The 18,933-nt window shown below is 65.6% G+C and carries 20 protein-coding genes; 16 read left to right on the top strand and 4 right to left on the bottom strand.

Annotation, left to right across the window (positions count from 1 at the left end):
- The first annotated feature begins 289 nt into the window (after window positions 1-289).
- The 4 genes from B3446_RS17215 to B3446_RS17200 all read left to right on the top strand — a co-directional run bounded on the left by B3446_RS17215 (window position 290) and on the right by B3446_RS17200 (window position 3,719).
- Window positions 290-1,261, top strand: a complete 972-nt coding sequence (locus B3446_RS17215; RefSeq protein ID WP_056563116.1) for an ABC transporter substrate-binding protein — start codon at window positions 290-292, stop codon at window positions 1,259-1,261.
- 319 nt (window positions 1,262-1,580) lie between these two features.
- Window positions 1,581-2,471, top strand: coding sequence for an ABC transporter permease (locus B3446_RS17210; protein ID WP_056563113.1), 891 nt, complete (start codon window positions 1,581-1,583; stop codon window positions 2,469-2,471).
- A gap of 1 nt (window position 2,472) precedes the next feature.
- Window positions 2,473-3,267 carry an ABC transporter ATP-binding protein gene (locus B3446_RS17205; RefSeq protein ID WP_291383657.1) on the top strand — a complete coding sequence of 265 codons (795 nt, stop codon included), beginning with the start codon at window positions 2,473-2,475 and terminating at the stop codon, window positions 3,265-3,267.
- A 152-nt stretch (window positions 3,268-3,419) separates the two neighbouring features.
- Window positions 3,420-3,719: a ribonuclease E inhibitor RraB gene (locus B3446_RS17200; protein ID WP_291383655.1), complete on the top strand. Its 300-nt coding sequence runs from the start codon at window positions 3,420-3,422 to the stop codon at window positions 3,717-3,719.
- Between the two features lie 3 nt (window positions 3,720-3,722).
- Here the strand turns inward: B3446_RS17200 and B3446_RS17195 are convergent, their stop codons facing one another.
- The 3 genes from B3446_RS17195 to B3446_RS17185 are packed head-to-tail and all read right to left on the bottom strand — an operon-like array spanning window position 3,723 to window position 8,133.
- A complete protein-coding gene (locus B3446_RS17195; protein ID WP_291383653.1) occupies window positions 3,723-4,970 on the bottom strand; it encodes an NAD(P)/FAD-dependent oxidoreductase in 1,248 nt (415 codons plus the stop codon).
- Window positions 4,971-4,978: 8 nt separating this feature from the next.
- The gene (locus tag B3446_RS17190) at window positions 4,979-6,622 is read right to left on the bottom strand and encodes an NAD(P)/FAD-dependent oxidoreductase (RefSeq protein WP_291383651.1); all 1,644 of its coding nucleotides are present in this window, start codon (window positions 6,620-6,622) and stop codon (window positions 4,979-4,981) included.
- Window positions 6,622-8,133, bottom strand: coding sequence for a polyamine aminopropyltransferase (locus B3446_RS17185; protein WP_175123640.1), 1,512 nt, complete (start codon window positions 8,131-8,133; stop codon window positions 6,622-6,624). Before B3446_RS17185 ends, B3446_RS17190 begins: the two co-directional genes overlap by 1 nt.
- Window positions 8,134-8,223: 90 nt before the next feature.
- On the opposite strand from B3446_RS17185, the gene B3446_RS17180 reads away from it, so the two are divergent.
- The 8 genes from B3446_RS17180 (at window position 8,224) to B3446_RS17145 (ending at window position 13,977) form a co-directional block, all read left to right on the top strand.
- Window positions 8,224-8,610 (top strand): DUF350 domain-containing protein, encoded by a 387-nt coding sequence (locus B3446_RS17180; protein WP_105239633.1) that lies wholly within the window; start codon window positions 8,224-8,226, stop codon window positions 8,608-8,610.
- A gap of 39 nt (window positions 8,611-8,649) precedes the next feature.
- Window positions 8,650-9,711, top strand: a complete 1,062-nt coding sequence (locus B3446_RS17175) for an SPFH domain-containing protein (RefSeq protein WP_218344641.1) — start codon at window positions 8,650-8,652, stop codon at window positions 9,709-9,711.
- A gap of 6 nt (window positions 9,712-9,717) precedes the next feature.
- On the top strand, window positions 9,718-11,193 hold the full coding sequence (locus B3446_RS17170) for a DUF4178 domain-containing protein (protein WP_291383647.1): 1,476 nt from the start codon (window positions 9,718-9,720) through the stop codon (window positions 11,191-11,193).
- The gene (locus B3446_RS17165) at window positions 11,194-11,358 is read left to right on the top strand and encodes a hypothetical protein (protein ID WP_175123637.1); all 165 of its coding nucleotides are present in this window, start codon (window positions 11,194-11,196) and stop codon (window positions 11,356-11,358) included.
- The gene (gene speD / locus B3446_RS17160; protein ID WP_291383645.1) at window positions 11,355-11,705 is read left to right on the top strand and encodes an adenosylmethionine decarboxylase; all 351 of its coding nucleotides are present in this window, start codon (window positions 11,355-11,357) and stop codon (window positions 11,703-11,705) included. The genes B3446_RS17165 and speD overlap by 4 nt, the downstream gene beginning before the upstream one ends.
- Before the next feature lie 119 nt (window positions 11,706-11,824).
- Entirely contained in the window at window positions 11,825-12,583 is a 759-nt protein-coding gene (gene modA / locus B3446_RS17155; protein ID WP_291383643.1) for a molybdate ABC transporter substrate-binding protein, read from the top strand.
- Between the two features lie 24 nt (window positions 12,584-12,607).
- Window positions 12,608-13,294, top strand: a complete 687-nt coding sequence (modB, locus tag B3446_RS17150) for a molybdate ABC transporter permease subunit (RefSeq protein ID WP_175123634.1) — start codon at window positions 12,608-12,610, stop codon at window positions 13,292-13,294.
- On the top strand, window positions 13,291-13,977 hold the full coding sequence (locus B3446_RS17145; RefSeq protein WP_191575753.1) for a sulfate/molybdate ABC transporter ATP-binding protein: 687 nt from the start codon (window positions 13,291-13,293) through the stop codon (window positions 13,975-13,977). The genes modB and B3446_RS17145 overlap by 4 nt, the downstream gene beginning before the upstream one ends.
- Window positions 13,978-14,044: 67 nt before the next feature.
- On the opposite strand, the gene B3446_RS17140 is transcribed toward B3446_RS17145, so the two are convergent.
- Entirely contained in the window at window positions 14,045-14,839 is a 795-nt protein-coding gene (locus B3446_RS17140) for a TOBE domain-containing protein (RefSeq protein ID WP_175123632.1), read from the bottom strand.
- A gap of 272 nt (window positions 14,840-15,111) precedes the next feature.
- Between B3446_RS17140 and B3446_RS17135 the strand changes: the two genes are divergently transcribed.
- The 4 genes from B3446_RS17135 to B3446_RS17120 form a co-directional block, all read left to right on the top strand.
- Window positions 15,112-15,708 carry a DUF4136 domain-containing protein gene (locus B3446_RS17135; RefSeq protein ID WP_191575751.1) on the top strand — a complete coding sequence of 199 codons (597 nt, stop codon included), beginning with the start codon at window positions 15,112-15,114 and terminating at the stop codon, window positions 15,706-15,708.
- 10 nt (window positions 15,709-15,718) lie between these two features.
- Window positions 15,719-16,915, top strand: coding sequence for a patatin-like phospholipase family protein (locus tag B3446_RS17130; RefSeq protein ID WP_291383639.1), 1,197 nt, complete (start codon window positions 15,719-15,721; stop codon window positions 16,913-16,915).
- A 168-nt stretch (window positions 16,916-17,083) separates the two neighbouring features.
- Window positions 17,084-17,527, top strand: a complete 444-nt coding sequence (locus B3446_RS17125; protein WP_291383637.1) for a helix-turn-helix domain-containing protein — start codon at window positions 17,084-17,086, stop codon at window positions 17,525-17,527.
- Window positions 17,528-17,734: 207 nt separating this feature from the next.
- On the top strand, window positions 17,735-18,933 hold a 1,199-nt coding region (locus tag B3446_RS17120), incomplete at its 3' end, for an efflux RND transporter periplasmic adaptor subunit (RefSeq protein WP_291383635.1).

Genomic DNA, 18,933 nt, shown 5'->3' with positions numbered 1-18,933 from the left:
CTCGGGATGCCGTCGGCGGGCACGCGGAACGGGATGAACGGCGTTTGCCCGACGGTTGTCAGTATATTCACGCCGCCGCACCGGGGGCCGATGCCCCGGGGGCCGCTGCCCCGGGTCGGGGCGCGCCTGTATGGATGCACCATTACAGGGATTCCCCCCAAGTCCATTTGGTGGACGGCACGTTAGACTATACGGCTTTGTGGCAGGACAAACGGATCAAAAACCCGCGCCCGCCATGAAGAAACCGGCACATTCAACAAGCAATACCCAGGGTTCAAGGAGCAAACATATGCTGATCGGAAAAAAACATTTTCTGACGGTTGGCGCGATGGCGCTGGCGATGGCCATCGCCGCGCCGGTCGCCGCGCAGCAAAAGTCCGTCGCGGTGACCGCCATCGTCGAGCATCCGGCGCTGGACGCCGTGCGTGACGGGGTGCAAGACGCCCTCAAGCAAGCCGGCTACGAGCCGGGCAAGAACCTGAAGTGGCAGTATCAAAGCGCGCAAGGCAACAACGGCACGGCCGCGCAGATCGCCCGCAAGTTCGTCGGCGACCGTCCGGACGCCATCGTCGCGATCGCCACGCCGTCGGCGCAGGCCGTCGTGGCCGCCACCAAGGACGTGCCGGTGGTGTATTCCGCCGTGACCGATCCGGTTGCCGCGCAACTCGTGTCCAGCATGGACGCCTCGGGCACCAACGTGACCGGCGTGTCGGACCTGCTGGCGCTGGACAAGCAGGTTGAACTCATCAAGAAGATTCTGCCCAACGCCAAGCGCGTCGGCATCGTCTACAACCCGGGCGAGGCCAATTCGGTCGTGGTCGTCAAGAAGCTCCAGGAAATCCTGCCCAAGTCGGGCATGAGCCTGGTCGAAGCCGCCGCCCCGCGCTCGGTGGACGTCGCGTCCGCCGCTCGCAGCCTGATCGGCAAGGTCGACGTCATCTACACCAACACCGACAACAACGTCGTGTCGGCGTATGAGTCGCTGGTCAAGGTGGGCAACGACGCCAAGATCCCGCTGATCGCGTCGGACACCGACAGCGTCAAGCGCGGCGGTATTGCCGCCCTGGGCATCAATTACCGCGATCTGGGCGTGCAGACCGGCAAGGTCGTCGTGCGCATCCTGAAGGGCGAGAAGCCCGGCGCGATTCCGTCTGAAACCAGCTCCAAGCTCGAGCTGTACGTGAATCCGGGCGCGGCCGCCAAGCAGGGCGTGACCCTGCCCGAGGCGCTGATCAAGTCCGCCGCGGTGGTCGTGAAATAATACGGCGCGAAATCGGCCCCGCCATGCCTATCCGGCGTGCGCGGGGTTTTTCTTGCGTTTTTCGTGGTGTGCTTACCCGATGTTCCACAGGGCGGCAGCGTTCACAAGATGCTCGCGGCCCGGCGTTGTTGCTTCCTTGACAGGTCTCGTGCTTTCGCTGGCTGCGCCGGCGCGTAGGCACGCGGGCGGGAAACGAGAGAAAATCCATGCCGGGAAACGTTCATTGCGAAAGCTCGGGTAAAACTGACCCGCGAACGCAAGAAATCGTACGTTTCACTTCTTTAATATGCTCGTTTCTTATCTTGATTGGATCTGACCCATGTCATTGTTCTCGTTGTTAGGCGCGCTGGAGATCGGCTTGATCTTCAGTCTGGTGGCCTTGGGCGTGTTCATCTCCTTTCGCCTGCTGCGCTTCCCGGACCTGACCGTGGACGGCAGCTTTCCGCTGGGCGGCGCGGTCTGTGCGACGCTGATCGCCTCGGGCACCGATCCGTTTTCCGCGACCATCATTGCAACCATTGCGGGCGCCGCGGCCGGACTGGTTACGGGCTGGCTGAACGTCAAGCTCAAGATCATGGATCTCTTGGCCAGCATCCTGATGATGATCGCGCTGTATTCGATCAACCTGCGCATCATGGGCAAGCCCAACGTGCCGCTGATCACCGAACCCACCGTCTTCACGATCCTGCAGCCTGCGTGGATTTCCGACTACGTTGCCCGCCCGTTGCTGCTTATCGTCATCGTCATCCTCTGCAAATTGGCGCTGGACTGGTTCTTTGCCACGCAGACCGGCCTGGCCGTGCGCGCCACCGGTTCCAACGGCCGCATGGCCCGCGCGCAAGGCGTGAACACCGGCCGAATGATCCTGGGCGGCATGGCGCTGTCGAACGCGCTGGTTGCTCTGGCCGGCGCGCTGTTCGCGCAGACGCAAGGCGGCTCCGATATCTCGATGGGCATCGGCACCATCGTGATCGGCCTGGCCGCGGTGATCGTCGGCGAAAGCATCCTGCCGTCGCGCAAGCTGGTGCTGGCCACGCTGGCCGTCATCATCGGCGCCATCGTCTACCGCTTCTTCATCGCCCTGGCGCTCAACAGCGATTTCATCGGCCTGAAGGCGCAGGACCTGAACCTCGTCACCGCGGTGCTCGTCACGATCGCCCTGGTCATCCCCATGCTCAAGCGCCGCCTGGTCGGCAAGAAGGGGCGCTGATATGTTGTCCGCAAAAGACCTGAAAATCACCTTCAACGCGGGTACGCCCATTGAGACCCGCGCCCTGCGCGGCCTCACGCTGGAAATCCCGTCGGGCCAGTTCGTCACCGTGATCGGTTCCAACGGCGCGGGCAAGTCCACGTTCCTGAACGCCGTGTCGGGCGACCTGCCCATCGATTCGGGACGCATCGACATCAACGGTGTGGACGTGACGCGCCAGCCCGTGTGGGCGCGCGCCGGCAGCGTGGCCCGCGTGTTCCAGGACCCCATGGCGGGCACCTGCGAAGACCTGACCATCGAGGAAAACATGGCGCTGGCGCAGATGCGCGGCGCCTCACGCGGCTACAGCCGCGCCGTGAAGGCCTCGATGAAAGCGGGCTTTCGCGAGCGCCTTGCCACGCTGGGTCTGGGCCTGGAGAACCGCCTGACCGACCGCATCGGCCTGTTGTCCGGCGGCCAGCGTCAGGCCGTCAGTCTGCTGATGGCGGCGCTGCAACCCTCGCGCATCCTGCTGCTGGACGAGCACACCGCCGCGCTCGACCCGCGCACCGCGGACTTCGTGCTGCAACTGACGGCGCGCATCGTGGCGGAAAACCAGCTCACCACCATGATGGTCACGCACAGCATGCGCCAGGCGCTGGATGTCGGCGACCGTACCGTCATGCTGCACCAGGGCCAGGTCGTGCTGGACGTGTCCGGCGACGAGCGCCGCGGCATGGACGTGCCGGACCTGCTGGCCATGTTCGAGCGGGTGCGGGGCGAAAAGCTGTCGGACGATGCCCTGTTGCTGGGGTGACGACGACACAACGCGGTCAGAAGACGCGGTCCTTCGGGGACCGCGTTTTTTTTGCCCGGCAGAATGCCGGTCCTCTGCTACCATCGCCGCCTTGAAAAATCCGATGATCGAGCGCAGCAAAGATGGAAACCAGCCAGGCGTCAATTGACGCTATGTACAGCAAGATGGCGCAGAACGGCTGGGATACCTTCGCGCCGTTGAAGTGGGGCTACTACTTCATGGCCGGCTGGGAAGAGGCGCTAAAAATCATCTACCGCGAGATCGCCGACAGCAAGTACCGGCTGGAGAGCATCCACCAGTCCGAAGACGAGGACGGCGGCTGGACGATGTTCGTGAGCAAGGTCGAAATCCTGCCCGCAGACAAGCTGTTCCGACGCTGCATGGCCTTCAATGAACTGGCCGATGAGTACGGGGTGCTGTTTGACGGCTGGGACGTGGCACGGGTGGCGTAACGCCTAAATGAAGCGGCCGGGCCGGAAGGCCGCGTGGCGCGACGCCGCCGCACCGTCCAGCATCAGTTCCGCCAGCACCTTTGCCGTGCCCGGTGCTGTGCTGAACCCGATGTGCTGGTGCCCCAGCGCCAGCCACAGGCCGGGATGGCGCGGCGCTTCGCCAATCATCGGGCGGCTGTCGGGCAGGGTGGGACGGCGGCCCAGCCAGGCGGCCGCGTCCAGCCGGTCCCCCAGCGGGAAGGCCTCGCGGGCGCGCTGTTCCGCCAGATCCAGTTGCTCCAGGCGCGCGGGCGCCTCGCAAGCGTTCAGCTCGACGCCCGTGGACAGGCGCAGCCCGCGCGCCATGGGCGACAGCACGTAGCCGCCGCCTGTGTCGTAAACCGGCCGCGTGACACGCGCGCCCTCGCGGCCGCTGTAGTGCATGTGATACCCGCGTTCGAACGCCATGGGCAGGTCGATGCCGGTGGTCTTGAGCATCGCCTTGGACCACGGCCCCAGCGCGACGACCAGCCGGTCGGCCGACACCGATTCCGATGCACGCGTTGCCTGCACTGTCCAGCCGTTGGCATCGCGGCGGATGGCGGCGGCATCCATCCGTTTGAAGATGCCGCCCTCGCGCTGGAACAATCCGGCGTACGCCGCAACGACCTCGTGCGGATCATCCACCGAATACGAACCCTGAATCCACAATGCGCGGTGAAAGATCGGCAACAGGGCGGGTTCAAGCTCGGCAAGCGCGGCAGGGTCCAGTTCGCGGGTCGGCACGTCGTACTGGGCGAACGTGCGTCGTCCCAGCGCGCCGCCGTTCCAGGCCGCCGCCGTGCGGTACAGGAAGATCCAGCCGGTGTCGCGCAGCCGGTGGCGCGCGCCGCTTTCATCCAGCAGCTTCAGGTGTTGGGGCGCGGACTGCCGGATCAGGCCGTCCAACGCGCGGGCAGTCTCCTGGAAGACGGATGGCCGTGCGCTCATCAGGAATCGCGCCGCCCAGCCCAGGTTCGACGCCAGGTAGGACCAGCGGTATCGGAACTGGACGGTGTCGTTCTTCAACAGACGCGGCAGTTGTCCCCAGAGGCCAGGATGATTGAACGGCATCAGTGAACTGCGGGCCAGCACGCCCGCGTTGCCCATCGACGTTTCCATCCCGGGCGCCTGACGATCCACAAGCGTGACCGACATGCCGCGCCGCTGCAGTTCCAGCGCGCAGCAGACACCGACGATACCGGCGCCCAGCACGATGATCTGATTACCCATGTCTTGTCTCATCCTTGTCGATGGCCGCCCAGAATACGCGCTGCTGCCGTCACGCCCCACCATGAGGCTTCTTCAAAGACCGAATATCCCGACAGGTCGGCGTGCGCGAACAGCACCGGACCGTCCACGGCGCGCAGGGCAGCCAGACCCAGATTGGACAGGTAGCCGCACACCGGCGTCGCCATGGCGTGGCCGCGCACCGTGATCTCCAACTGGCGCGCGTTGCGCCAGAACTCCTTGCCATAGGCCGCCACCAGATCCACCGCGGCCACGTCGCGCAGGTCTTGCGGGCTGGCGCGCGTCAGCCATTCGCGCGCGGCCTGCGGCGTCTGGCCGCTCAACGCGTGATACGCCGTGAACACGCTGCGCGGTGTGCGCGCCACGCGCAGCAATTGATGGGTGGACACGACGTAGCCCAGCGCCTGGCCTTCGTAGACGACGTTGTCCCACGACAGCGGCTCGCCCGGCGCTTCCAGCGGATAGCCGTCCATGACGAAGTTCGACACCATCCAGGCCGCGTGCGGCGCGGCGTGCGTGGCCGGGTCGTAGCCGTACGCGCGGATGTCCGGCAGCAGGCGTTGCGCGACGAAGAGCGGCATGGCGCAGACGGTGCGGCGGGTTTGCAAGGCATAGGCGCGGGCGGCGCCATCGGCCGAAGTCTGGATGCATAGGACGCGCGGGCCGGTGGCCAGTTCCTCGATACGCACCGCCGTGCCCGGCAGCAGCCAGTCTGCGTGGCCGAGCTTTTGCGTGATGGCCGCGCGCATCCGTTCGGCCAGCGTCGCCAGCCCGCCCGGCCAGGTCAACACGGCGCCTTCGCCGGCATTGGCGGCATGGCCGTCGCGGCTGGCAAAGTAATGCAGCCCCGCCCAAGCGGAGACCACCTCAAGCCCCGCGCCGTAGTCGTCCCGGCAGCAGTAGTTCAGATACCAATGCAGCGCGGGCGAGGTATAGCCTTCACGCGCCAGCCAGTCCTTGAATGTCAGCGCATCCAGCGCGCGCCACGCCGGATCGCGCGACGACAGATCGAGCGGGATGCAGAACACCTTGCGGCCATCGCTGCCGACCTGTGTGCGCAGCTGATCGATCAGCGCCAGAAAGCGCTGGTGCTGGGCGGCGTCGGCCTCGGGCACGTCCGTCATCGGCAGCAGGTGTTCTTCCCAGCGCCCGTTGCGCAGCAGTCTTTCCTGCGGGGAATGCACCAGGACGGCTTCGTCGTAGTAGGGACGCGCGTCGCCCGCGCCGCGCTCGATGATTCCGAAGTCGGCCAGCATTTCACGCACGTGGGCGGACGCGAGCGAGGGCAAGGGCAGGTAGTGCGCGCCCAGCGGATAGTCCAGCCCATCGCGCACGCCCGCCGCGGCGTTGCCCGCGAACTCGGGGCCCTGCACCACGACAAAATCGGTGAAGCCTTCTCGGGCCAGTTTCCAGGCGCACGACAGCCCGGCCACGCCGGAGCCCAGGATCGCAACCTGATGCTGCCGCGTGGCCGAAGGCTGCGGCAGGGCGGCCTCGTCGCGCAGCGCGTGGCCGGCCTGCATGCCGGGATAGTGCACATCGGGCGTCGTCTCGACGACGCGCGCGCGCCAATAGCCGACCGAGCCCGCGGCGGCGGCCGTGGCAGCGCCCAACAGGAAGCTGCGGCGCCGCATCAGCGGATGACCTTGCGCCAGTCCTCGTCGAAGTAGCGCACGAGCGATTGTTCGTTCAGGCGGTTCGGCGGCATGGCCAGCGCCGGCATGTCGGCGGGAAAGTGAAAGAGTTCGCGCACGGTGACGGCGTCCAGATAGCGCGTGGGCACGGTGATTTTTTCGGGCGGTGCGTAGTCGCGCCGCTTGCTGGCCAGGATGAAACCCCAGTCGCCAAACGACGGCACGTAGGTGTGATACGGCCAGGTGTTCAGGCCGGCTTCCTTCAGAGTGGCGTCCACGCTCCAGAACGAACGCGGCGCGAAATAGGGCGAGGTGGACTGCACGACCATATAGCCGTTTTCCGCCAGATGCCGCGCCATCAGGTGATAGACCGGCACGGAATATAGCCGCCCCAGGCCGAAGTTGGACGGATCGGGAAAGTCCACCACGATGAAGTCGTAGACCTCGGCGTGCGTCTCCAGCCACCGCCCCGCGTCGTCATTGATGACGGTGACGCGCGGGTCCTTGAGCGCGCCCGCGTTCAGCGCGACCAGCGGATCCGAACGCGAAAACAGATTCGTCATGGCCGGATCCAGATCCACCAGCGTGACATGTTCGACGTTCTTGTATTTCAGGATCTCGCGCACGGCCAGGCCGTCGCCGCCGCCCAGCACCAGCACGTTGCGCGCCCACGGCAGCACCTGAAGGCCGGGATGCACCAGCGATTCGTGATACCGGTGCTCGTCGCGCGACGAGAACTGCAGGTTGCCGTTGATGTACAGGCGCAGGTCGTCGTGCCAGCGCGTCACGGCCAGGCGCTGATACTGCGTGGTCTCGGCGTGGATGATGTCGTCGCCATACAGGCCTTTTTCTGCCCAGGCGGTCATGCTGCCGGAATAGACGAACCCCAGGCCCAGAATCCCCAGCACCACGCCAGCGCGCACGGCCTTTTCGCCGGGGCGGGTGACCTCGGCGCGGAACAGCCACGTGGTCCACAGCGCCACGCTGGCGTTCAGGATGCCGAACAGGAAGCTGGTGCGCAGAAGCCCCAGCTTGGGCGCCAGCAGCAATGGGAACACCAGCGACACGGCCAGCGCGCCCAGGTAGTCGAAGGTCAGCACGCGGCTGACGATTTCGCGGAATTCGGCCTTGCGCTGATTGAAGACCCGCATCACCAGCGGGATCTCCATGCCGACCATCAGTCCGATGATGAAGACGCCGACATACAACGCCGCGCGAAAGGGCGCGGACAACCACGCGAACACCAGGAACAGGACGGCGGCCGACACGCCGCCCAACAGCGCGACCAGCAGCTCGACGTCGATGAAGCGATTCAGAACGTCTTCGTCTCTTACATATTTTGACAACCACGATCCGATGCCCATCGCGAAGAGATAGCACCCGATCACGGAGGAGAACTGAAGGATCGAATCCCCAAGCAAATAGCTGGCGAGCGCGCTGCTGATGAGCTCGTAGCCCAACCCGCAGGACGCAACGATCAATACCGAGAGAATGAGAACGCGGTCGCGCATGGGAGTGTCCGAGCCAAAAAATGCGTTCGCAGTATATCGAACGCGACGTATATACTGCGCGCAATTGGGAGGCTGGCAATGGGAGAAGCAATGCATCCGGCGGTGACCTATCTGATCTATATCGTCTCGGCGCTCGTCATGCTGGGCGTTTTTACGGCGGTCTATACGGCCATCACGCACTACAAGGAATTCGACCTCATCCGCGAGGGCAACATCGCCGCCGCCCTGTCTTATGGCGGCGCGCTGGTCGGCTTCAGCCTGACCCTGTGTTCCAGCATCGCGGTCCACGCCAGCTTCGTCATGTTCGTGGTCTGGGGCGTGGCGGCGATGATCGTGCAGATCGTCGTCTACGCGGTGGTGTCCAAGGCCATACGCGGCATGACCGACGCCATCGCCGAAAACAACATCGCCATGGGCGGCCTGATCGGCGCGATCTCGCTGGCGGCCGGCATCGTCAACGCTGCCTGCCTGACCTGAGCGGCGCGCACTCTCCGATCTGACACAGGAGGACTTTCCATGAGTCTCGGTTCATTCATTCGCAAGCAGTTCATCGACATCCTGCAATGGAACGAGGATCGCGACGGCGTGCTCGCCTGGCGCCATCCGATGCAGGATTTTGAAATCCAGTACGGCGCCAGCCTGACCGTGCGGGAATCGCAGATGGCGGTGTTCGTCAACGAAGGCAAGGTGGCCGACGTGTTCGGCCCCGGCATGTACAAGCTGACGACGCAGACGCTGCCGATCCTGACCTACCTGAAGAACTGGGACAAGCTGTTCGAGTCGCCCTTCAAGTCGGACGTCATCTTCTTCAGCACGCGCCTGCAACTGGGCCGGCGCTGGGGCACGGCGCAGCCCGTGACGCTGCGCGACAGCGAATTCGGCATGGTGCGCCTGCGTGCGTTCGGCGTGTATTCGTACCAGATATCCGATCCCGGCAAGTTCTACCGCGAAATCAGCGGCACGCGCGACGTGTACACGGTGGACGACCTTGAAGCGCAGCTGCGCAATATGGTCGTGGCCGCCATGACGACCGCCCTGGGCAGTTCCAAGGTGCCGTTCCTGGACATCGCCGGCAACCAGGGCCTGATGTCGCAGAGCATTGCCGAACAGCTGGCGCCCGTGTTCGACCGCTACGGCGTCAAGCTGGACAACTTCACGGTCGAGAACGTGTCGTTGCCCGAAGAGCTGCAAAAGGCGCTCGACACCCGGATCTCGATGGGCATGGCCGGCGACCTGGGCAAGTTCACGCAGTATCAGACGGCGACGTCGATTCCGCTGGCCGCGCAGAACGAAGGCGGCATTGCGGGCATCGGCGCGGGCCTGGCGGCCGGCGCGGCGCTGGGCCAGACGATGGCGCAGGGACTGGGCGTATCTCAGGGCCAGCCGCAGCAGCCGGCCCAACAGCAGCCGGCCCAACAGCAGCCGCAGCAGCCGACGCAACAACCCGCCGCTCAGCCCGCGCAGGCCGATCCGGTGCAGCGCCTGCAGCAATTGAAAGACCTGCTGGACAAGGGCCTCATCACGGCGGCGGACTACGACTCGGCCAAGGCCGAGGTGCTGAAGAAACTCACCAGCTAAGGCCCCATGCAGCAGGTTCTGTGTCCGCAGTGCGGCGCCCCAGTCAAGTTCACGTCCGCGGCCTCCGTCATGGCGGTCTGCGGCGCCTGCCGCAGCACCTTGCTCAAGGACGCGGAGTCGGTCAGGCGCACCGGCGAGGCGGCCGACGTCCTGGAGGACTATTCGCCGCTGTGCCTGGGTGCGACGGGCACCCATGACGGCAAGCGCTTTGACGTCATCGGCCGCATCCAGATGCGCTTTGACGAGGGCTTCTGGAACGAGTGGTACGTGTGGTTCGACGACGGGTCCGACGGCTGGCTGTCGGACGCCTCGGGCCAGTATGCCGTCACGCGGCGGCGCAAGGTCAAGTCCGTGCAGGAGATGCCGGCGTTCGACAGCATCTCGCCCGGCGATGAGCTGAAACTCGACGGCCAGCGTTTCGTGGCGGCGGACGTGCGCACCAGCCAGGCCGGCGGCGCGCAGGGCGAGCTGCCCTTCGTGCCGGGCGACGGCTGGCAGGCCAAGGTGGCCGACTACCGCAGCCTGGACGCGTTCCTGACGCTGGATTTCTCCGACGGTCCGCAGCCCGAACTCTATATCGGCAAGGCGTTCGACCTGTCCGCCATGCAGGCGGGCTCGTTGCGCACCAAAGAACAGGTCGAGGAAACCGCGGGGCGCTTTCGCGGCCAGATCAAGGCGCTGGACTGCCCGAACTGCGGCGCGCCGATCTCGTTCGTGGCCGCCATGGCCACGAATGTCGTCTGCCCGTCGTGCGCCGCCGCCGTCGACTGCTCGGGCCCCACGGCCGAGGTCATTGAAAAGGCGCGCAAGGTGCAGAAGATCCGCGCCACGCTGCCGCTGGGCTCGGTCGCCAAGATGGAAGGCGTCGACTTCACGCTGATCGGCCTGATGAAGTGCGCCGATCCCGATCCCGAAGAACCCTCAAGCTGGATGGAATACCTGCTGTTCAACCCGGCCAAGGGGTTCGTCTGGCTGGTGGAGTCCGACGAGGGCTGGGAACGCGTGCAGGTCTGCGACACCTGGCCCAGCCACAACAACGCCACCAGCGTGCGCTGGCGCAACCGGGTGTACCAGAAGCTGTACGACTACACCTCGCGCGTTGAAATGGCGCTGGGCGCCTTCAACTGGCGCGTCAAGGTGGGCGACAGCACGCAGATCACCGATTACCAGGTCGGCACGTTGAAGCTGACCCGCGAACTGGCCGACAAGGAACTGGGCTGGTCGGCGTCGGCGCCGGTGTCGCCGGCGCAACTGGCCCAGTGGTTCGACCGCCCGGAACTCAATCGCCAGAAGGCGATGCGGGTGGCGTCGGCCAAGGGCGCGGGCGGCTATCGCAAATGGGCAAAGGGCGCGCTGATCGCGATGGTGTTCCTGAACTTCAACAATATTTTTGCCGGCCGCTTCATTCCGGTTCTGATCGGGATGGTGTTTCTCTGGCTACCGGCCATGCTGGCCGACATGCTGACAGGCGAGGACGAATAGATGAAGGGCAAGTTGTTGTATGCCATGTACGCGATGGTGGTCGTGCTGGCCACCACCAGCGCCAGTGCGCCGGGCACGCGCCTGGGGGGCGGCAGTAGTAGCAGCAGTTGGGGCAGCAGTTCTTCGGGCGGCTCGGGCTGGTCCTCGGGCGGATCCCACAAGTGACCGTGTACGGAACTCCCGGCCGGCACGTGCTGGCCGACTTTCGAGGCGTGGCGCCCAGCCTCCTGACCGACGCGCAGGCGCTGGAACGGCACATGACCGCGGCGGCGTGCGCGGCCGGGGCGCAGGTGCTGAGCACCCACTTCCATCATTTCGGGGACGGGGCGGGGGTGACCGGCGTGATCCTGCTCAGCGAATCCCATATCAGCATCCATTCCTGGCCGGAGCACTGCTTCGCGGCCCTGGACATCTTCATGTGCGGCGCCGCCCGCCCCGAAACCGCGTTGGACTTTCTGCGCGTCGCGCTGGCGCCCGAATCCGTGCACGTCACCACTGTCGACCGCGGCTGATTCCGCCGGCCGGCGTCTCCCTTGATATTTCATAAACCCCTGTGGCGACCAAAATTGACGACCGTTATATACCTGGATATATTTCGATCCTGACACGCCGCCATCCACAGGAGAAATACATGTTGCACAAACGCCCGCTCGTGGCGCTGACCGTGGCGCTCGCCGCCGCCTGGGGCGCCAATGCCAGCGCCGGAGAAATCGTGGTGTCGGCCGCCGCCAGCCTGACCAATGCCTTCAAGGAAGTGGCGCAGGGCTTTGAAAAGGAACATGCCGGCACCAAGGTGGTCCTGAACTTCGGCGCGTCCGACGTGCTCTTGCAGCAGATCGTGAAGGGTGCCCCCGCGGATGTATTCGCGTCCGCCGACCAGAAGGCGATGGACAAGGCGGTCGAGGAAAAGGCTGTCAAGCCCGCCACCCGCGTGGACTTCGCGGCCAACCAGATCGTGCTGATCGTTCCGACCGACAGCAAGGCGGGAATCAAATCGCTCAAGGACCTGGAGCGCGACGAGGTCAAGCGCATCGCTTACGGCAATCCGGCCTCGGTGCCGGTCGGCCGCTACACGCAGGCCGCGCTGCAGGCCGAGGGTCTGTGGGACGCCGTGCAGGCCAAGAGCGTGCTGGCGCAGAACGTGCGCCAAAGCCTGGACTACGTGGCGCGCGGCGAGGTCGATGCGGGCTTCGTGTTCGCGACCGACGCGGCCATCATGCCGGGCAAGGTCAATGTCGCCGTGCGCGTCCCGTCGACCACGCCCGTGACTTATCCCATTGCGTTGACCACGCGCGAGGCCGCGGCCAAGGAAGCCGAAAGCTTCGTGGCCTATGTCATGTCGCCCGCCGGACAGGCGATACTGTCGCGTTTCGGCTTTCAGAAGCCCTGAGTCTCTGTTGAATCGTAGGTATTGATGAGTGATCCGGTCTGGGTGCCGCTGCTGCTTTCCCTGAAAGTGGCAGGTTGGGCCACGCTATTGGCAACCGTGGCCGGCACGGCCGCGGCCTATGGCTTGTCGCGATGGCGTTGGCCAGGCCGCGACCTGCTGGACGCCATCCTGACGCTGCCGCTGGTGCTGCCGCCGACCGTGCTGGGTTATTACCTGCTGGTGCTGCTGGGCCGGCGCGGCATCATCGGCGAGACGCTGGCGCGCTGGAACATCGAGCTGGTCTTCACGTGGCAAGGCGCCGTGATCGCGGCGTCGGTGGTGGCTTTTCCGCTGGTGTTCAAGTCTGCGCGGGCCGCGTTTGAAAACGTGGATGGCCAGCTCGAAAACGCGGCCCGAGTGCTGGGCGTGGGCGAGGCGGGCGTGTTCTTTCGCGTTACCTTGCCGCTGGCCGCCCGCGGCATCGCGGCCGGCGTGCTGCTGGCCTTTGCGCGGGCGCTGGGCGAATTCGGCGCCACGCTGATGATCGCAGGCAACCTGCCGGGCCGCACGCAGACCTTGTCGGTCGCCATCTACGAAGCGGTGCAGGCGGGCGATGACGCCACTGCCAACATGCTGGTGCTGGTCACCTCCATCACCTGCATCGTCGTGCTGCTGGCCGCCGGCAAGCTGGTGCCCATCGGCGCCGGCCAGCGCAATGGAGGCGGGCGATGAGTATCGACCTTGCCGTGCGCAAGCACATGGTCTCGGGCGACCGCAGATTCGAGCTCGACGTGCAGTTCAAGTCAGCCGCCAAACGCATCGCGCTGTTCGGGCCGTCCGGCGCGGGCAAAAGCCTTACCTTGCGCGCCGTGGCCGGACTGCTGCGTCCGGACGCCGGGCGCATCGCCATCAATGGACGGGTGCTGTTCGACAGCGAGTCGGGCATCAACCTGCCGGCGCGCTCGCGCCGCGTGGCGTACCTGTTCCAGGACTATGCGCTGTTTCCCCATCTGACCGTGGCGCAGAACATCGCATTCGGCCTGCGTCCCGGCTGGCTCAATCCGCCTCGCCGCGAGGTGACGCCGGAAGCCCGGCGCTGGGTGGATGCGTTTGAACTGGGCGCCATCGTCGGCAGCTATCCCAACGAGATATCAGGCGGGCAGAAGCAGCGCGTCGCGCTGGCGCGGGCGCTGATGCTGCAGCCCGACATCCTGCTGCTGGACGAACCGTTTTCCGCGCTGGACTCGCAGTTGCGCGGCAAGATGCGGCAGGAGCTGGACGCGTTGCAGCGGCAACTTGATGTGCCGATGCTGCTGATCACGCACGACCCCGCGGACGTGGAGGCCCTGGCCGACGAGGTGTTCGAGGTGCGTGAGGGCAGGGTGGGGCGCCACGACGAGAACGTGGGGCTGTAATCAACACGGTGATGGCCTGATTCGCGTGACGGCCAGACTTGGGTGCAGGCCGCCGCAATTGCCGGCGTCAGTCCAGCACGCCAAGAATCACGCTGGACGCCTTGAAGATCGCCACCGCCTCGGCGCCGACATCCAGCTTCAGGTCTGCGGCGCTCTCGTTCGTGACGATGGCCGCCAGCGTGGCGCCGCCGTCCATGGCAATCAGGATTTCGCTGTTGACGGCGCCCGGGCGCAGGTCGGTGATGCGACCCTGCAATTGATTGCGGGCCGACAGGCGCAGTCCCGGCCCCGGCGCGCCGACGATGACCGACGACGCCTTGACCAGCGCGATGGCTTCCTTGCCGGGTGCAAGGCCCAGCTCTTTGGTGCTTTCACGGGTGATGGTGGCCGTGACCGTGTGGCCGCCTGCAATGCGCAGCACCACTTCATCGTTGACGGCGCCCTCGCGGATCTCGATGACGGTGCCCAGAAACTTGTTGCGCGCGCTGGTCTTGAGCATGAAACGCCTCATCAGGTCGATGTCGCCGCTGGCATCCAGCCCCGCGCGCGTCAGGTTGTCCATGAACTTGCGGTGTTCGACTTCAAGCGCCCGGAAGGTCGTGATCAGGCGGCGCGCCCGGTCCGTCAGCTGCGTGCCGCCGCCGCCCTTGCCGCCCGCCGCGCGCAGCACCAGCGGCTCGCCGGCCAGGTTGTTCATGGCGTCGATGGCATCCCACGCGCCCTTGTAGCTCATGCCCACGGCGCGCGCCGCCGCCGTGATCGACCCGGTTGCATCGATCTGCGCCAGCAGATCAATGCGGTTCTTGCCGCCCCAGGTCTGGGCGCCGGAGCGAAACCATATGGAGCCGTCGAGTTCAAGCATGGGCGTGTCTGTAGGGATGGCGGGAAGCGACGGGAAGTGTAATGGACCCGACGCGCGGGGCGATAGGGAAGTGACCCTGCACGGTGTGGAAGTCGTCCTGCCAGGCGCCACGGCAGTCCGGGCGCGCCGGTGAATGGGCACCCCCAGTTTGGCGGCATGCACGGCATCGCGCGATCTTGCCTGGAATTTTGGTGGTTGCGAATGAGATTCTGTTGAAACTTTGATGGCTTCGCGGCACTATGTGGTCGCCTTGAACTCACGGAGAGATCGACATGAAAGCGTTGAAATTGCTGACGGCGGGTTCCATGACGGCATTACTGGCGGCCTGCGCCTCAGGCCCAACGGTCAAGAGCGATTACGACCACCAGGCAAATTTTGCGCAGTATCAGACGTTCGGCTACATGTCTCCGCTGGGGACGGACAAGGCCGGCTACAACACGCTGCTGACCGAACGGCTCAAGAGCGCGGCCCGCGGCCAGATGGAAATGCGCGGCTACACCTATAGCGCCACCAATCCCGACCTGCTTCTGAATTTCGGCGCCAAGCTCCAGCAGCAGACCGAAGTCACGCCCGGCTTCGCGCCCATGGGTCCGTATTACGGCTATCGCACCGGCTTTTACGGCGGCTGGCCCGGCTACGGCTGGGGCGACGACGTCTACCAATACACCGAAGGCACGCTGAGCGTCGACCTGGTCGATGCGCGGCGGCGGCAACTGGTCTGGGAGGGCGTTGCCGTGGGCGAGGTCCAGAATCCCGACAGCGCGGGTTCGGCGGAGAACGTGGACAAGGTGGTGGCGGAGGTCTTCGCCAAGTACCCGTTCCGCGCCGGCGTCGGCACGCCGCAGGTGCCGGACAAGACCAAGCGCTAGAGGACGCCGCATGACCGCTCGCCGCAAGGCCCTGGCCGAAGACACCGGCGATACGCCGCCCTACGATACCGTCGCGCTCGTGCTGCAGGGCGGAGGCGCGCTCGGTTCCTACCAGGCGGGGGTGTACCAGGGCCTGCACGAAGCCGGCATCCGGCCCAACTGGATTTCCGGCATCTCCATCGGGTCGATCAACGCGGCCATCATCGCAGGATCCCCGGAAGACGAGCGGGTCGAACGCCTGCGCGGCTTCTGGGAAAGCATCTGCCGGCCCACCGGCTTTGCCTCATTGCCCTGGGGCGATGCCTTCACCCGCATGTTCGAAGGCCAGCCGTTTGGCTTTGGCTCGCCCGCGATGAACGGGCAGGTCTCGGCCATGCAGGCCCTGCTGACGGGCCAGCCGGGTTTCTTCAAGCCGCGTTTTCCACCGCCCTATCTGGTGCGGGGCCGCGGCGCCGCTTCCACCAGCTTCTACGACACGACGCCGCTGGCCGACACCCTGCGCCAGTTCGTGGATTTCAAGCTGCTCAACAGCGGCGCGGTGCGGGCCAGCTTCGGCGCCGTGAACGTGCGCTCGGGCAACTTCGCGTATTTCGACACCTTGCATCACACGCTGGGACCCGAGCACGTCATGGCCTCGGGCGCCTTGCCGCCGGGGTTCCCGTCGGTGGAGATCGGCGGCGAGCACTATTGGGACGGGGGCGTCGTCTCCAACACGCCGCTGGCGCAGGTGCTGACCACCGAAAACATGCGTGACACGCTCGCATTCCAGGTCGATCTCTGGCCGGCGCGCGGCGATCTGCCCACCTCGCTCGAAGAGGTGGCCGAGCGGCAAAAGGATATCCAGTATTCCAGCCGAACCCGTTTGGTCACCGATCAGTTGCGGCGCGTGCTGAAGCTGCGCCATGGACTGCAGCGGCTGCTCGAGCGCCTGCCCGAAAGCGAACGCGACGCGTCGGACCTGGCCGACATCCGCAAACTTTCGCACACGCCGGCCACCAACATCATCAACCTCATCTACGAGGCCAAGCACCGCGAGCGGTACTCCAAGGACTACGAGTTCGGCACCGAAGCCATGCGCGAGCACTGGGAGTCGGGATTGACGGACATCCGCCGCACGCTTGAAAAGCCGGGCATTCTGAACCGGCCGACGCAGGATAGCTGCTTCGTCACGCACGACATCCATCGCAACGGCACGCATCATTCGTAGCGGGCTGCGGGGTCATCCGGGGGGCGTGAAAGTCGGATTGGTCTGATAGTTGGCCGGCGACGGGCGCAAAGCCTCGCCGTGAAGGTAGCCTTCCGGGACAAACCGCAACCTTGTTCCGGGACGGGCCGCCCCAACGCGTGCCACCGGCCGTCCTGGTGGAGATCCGCCTTGAACGCTCCCTTTCCTGATCCCGGTATTGCTTCCGTTCACGCTGGCGTTTCTGCCGGCATTGCTGCCGGCAGGACGGCTGGCGCTGCTGCCGGTCATACTGCGCTCGGCCCGTGGTCTTCCAGCCAGGCGCACGAACCCGTCGACGGCTGGTGGAGCCTGCTCTATTGGGGCTGGACGCTGCAACTGCCCAACGGCGTGCGGCTGGATCTTACCGAGGTCGAGCGCGCCTGCTTTGCGTGCCTGTTAAAGAACCCGCGGCGGGAACTGGCCCGCAGCGAAGTGAAATCCTTGCGTGGCGGCATGAACATGCGGTCGCTCAACGTCGCCATCTGCCGGCTTCGCACCAAGGTCCGCCTTGCCGGCGCACGGCTGCCGCTGCACACCGTGCATGGCGTGGGCTACGCGTTCCTGGGCAATCTGCGGGAGCTCGCCAGCGGCTAAAAATTGTTGCGGAATTACTCCCGAAAGTTCCCCCGAACTGCCCGAAAGTACGTGATTTCCCCAATATCTGAGTTACATTACTGGGCTATTCACGTGTCGTTGGTGACGCTTGGTCATGATTTGATCGCTGCCTCCTGGCACGTTCGGATTGCTGCGGTTCCTGACGCGATTTCACGACGCGATTCATTACGCTACGCGGGGGTTTCAATGCGGTTTTCGCCTAAACGAATTTCGGGTCTGGCTGTTTCCGGTGGCGTCCTCGCGCTGATATTGGCGGGTTGTGGTGAAAAGCCCCAGATGAATCCTGGCATGCCCCAGGTCAGCGTCGTTACCGTGCAGCCGCAGCGCGCACCCATCGTCTCTGAACTGCCCGGCCGCGTGGACGCCGTGCGCGACGCGCAGATCCGCGCCCGTGTCACCGGCATCGTGCAGCGCATCACGTTCGAGCAGGGCGGCGACGTCAAGGAAAACCAGCTGCTGTTCAAGATCGACCCGGCGCCCTACAAGGCCGCCTACGATCAGGCAACGGCGCAGTTGAAGCAGGCGCAGGCCAACCTGTTCAGCGCCAAGCTGCTGGCCGACCGCTATGCCCCGCTGGTCAAGGCCAACGCCGTCAGCAAGCAGGAATACGACAACGCCGTGGCATCCTTCCGCCAGGCCGACGCCACCGTCGCCGCCGCCAAGGCCGCGCAGGACAACGCCGCGATCAACCTGAGCTACACGGACGTCACCTCGCCGATCACCGGCCGCATCGGCAAGCCGCTGGTCACCGAGGGCGCGCTGGTCGAATCCACCTCCGCCACCCAAATGGCCACGGTGCAGCAGCTGGACCCCATCTACGTCGACTTCACGCAGTCCACCGCTGACCTGGCCGCGCTGCGCCGCGCCTTTGCCAGCGGCCGTCTGCAGCAGGTGGGCAAAGACGCCGCCCGCGCCACCGTCGTGCTCGAAGATGGCTCCGAATACGATCACCCTGGCAAACTGCTGTTCACGGGCATCACGGTGGACCCCAGCACGGGCCAGGTGAATCTGCGGGCCGAAGTCCCCAATCCCGACGGCATCCTGCTGCCCGGCATGTATGTGCGTGTCCGGCTGGAGCAGGGCTTTGACGACGTCGCCCTGATGGTTCCCCAGCAGGCGCTGCAACGCACGGCCGACGGCAAGCAGAGCCTGATGCTGGTGCGCGACAACAAGATCGCGCAGTCGCCCGTCACCACGGGCGGCGCCTTCCAGAACAACTGGCTGATCACCAGCGGCCTGAAGGCCGGCGACGTGGTGGTGGTCGAAGGCTTCCAGAAGATCCGCCCCGGCGCGCCGGTGCAGGTCAGTCAATGGAAACAGGGCGGGGCGCCCGCACAGGGCGGCGCGCCAGCCGCGCAGCCCGGCGCGAAGCCGGCTGAGGGTGC

The organism is Achromobacter sp. UBA5777, from assembly GCF_002418565.1.
Taxonomy (GTDB): domain Bacteria; phylum Pseudomonadota; class Gammaproteobacteria; order Burkholderiales; family Burkholderiaceae_B; genus Achromobacter; species Achromobacter animicus.
Note: the sequence above shows the minus strand (reverse complement) of the source record. Positions and strands in the feature narration are given on the sequence as shown.

Bases quoted from the DNA above. Each gene is read 5' to 3' on its own strand.
- B3446_RS17145 (WP_191575753.1), top strand. From the start codon at position 13,291: ATGAGTATCGACCTTGCCGTGCGCAAGCACATGGTCTCGGGCGACCGC.
- B3446_RS17200 (WP_291383655.1), top strand. From the start codon at position 3,420: ATGTACAGCAAGATGGCGCAGAACGGCTGGGATACCTTCGCGCCGTTG.
- B3446_RS17140 (WP_175123632.1), bottom strand. From the start codon at position 14,839: ATGCTTGAACTCGACGGCTCCATATGGTTTCGCTCCGGCGCCCAGACC.
- B3446_RS17210 (WP_056563113.1), top strand. From the start codon at position 1,581: ATGTCATTGTTCTCGTTGTTAGGCGCGCTGGAGATCGGCTTGATCTTC.
- B3446_RS17190 (WP_291383651.1), bottom strand. From the start codon at position 6,622: ATGCGGCGCCGCAGCTTCCTGTTGGGCGCTGCCACGGCCGCCGCCGCG.
- B3446_RS17205 (WP_291383657.1), top strand. From the start codon at position 2,473: ATGTTGTCCGCAAAAGACCTGAAAATCACCTTCAACGCGGGTACGCCC.
- modB (WP_175123634.1), top strand. From the start codon at position 12,608: ATGAGTGATCCGGTCTGGGTGCCGCTGCTGCTTTCCCTGAAAGTGGCA.
- B3446_RS17180 (WP_105239633.1), top strand. From the start codon at position 8,224: ATGCATCCGGCGGTGACCTATCTGATCTATATCGTCTCGGCGCTCGTC.
- B3446_RS17185 (WP_175123640.1), bottom strand. From the start codon at position 8,133: ATGCGCGACCGCGTTCTCATTCTCTCGGTATTGATCGTTGCGTCCTGC.
- B3446_RS17135 (WP_191575751.1), top strand. From the start codon at position 15,112: ATGAAAGCGTTGAAATTGCTGACGGCGGGTTCCATGACGGCATTACTG.
- B3446_RS17215 (WP_056563116.1), top strand. From the start codon at position 290: ATGCTGATCGGAAAAAAACATTTTCTGACGGTTGGCGCGATGGCGCTG.
- B3446_RS17170 (WP_291383647.1), top strand. From the start codon at position 9,718: ATGCAGCAGGTTCTGTGTCCGCAGTGCGGCGCCCCAGTCAAGTTCACG.
- B3446_RS17175 (WP_218344641.1), top strand. From the start codon at position 8,650: ATGAGTCTCGGTTCATTCATTCGCAAGCAGTTCATCGACATCCTGCAA.
- B3446_RS17130 (WP_291383639.1), top strand. From the start codon at position 15,719: ATGACCGCTCGCCGCAAGGCCCTGGCCGAAGACACCGGCGATACGCCG.
- B3446_RS17165 (WP_175123637.1), top strand. From the start codon at position 11,194: ATGAAGGGCAAGTTGTTGTATGCCATGTACGCGATGGTGGTCGTGCTG.
- modA (WP_291383643.1), top strand. From the start codon at position 11,825: ATGTTGCACAAACGCCCGCTCGTGGCGCTGACCGTGGCGCTCGCCGCC.
- B3446_RS17195 (WP_291383653.1), bottom strand. From the start codon at position 4,970: ATGGGTAATCAGATCATCGTGCTGGGCGCCGGTATCGTCGGTGTCTGC.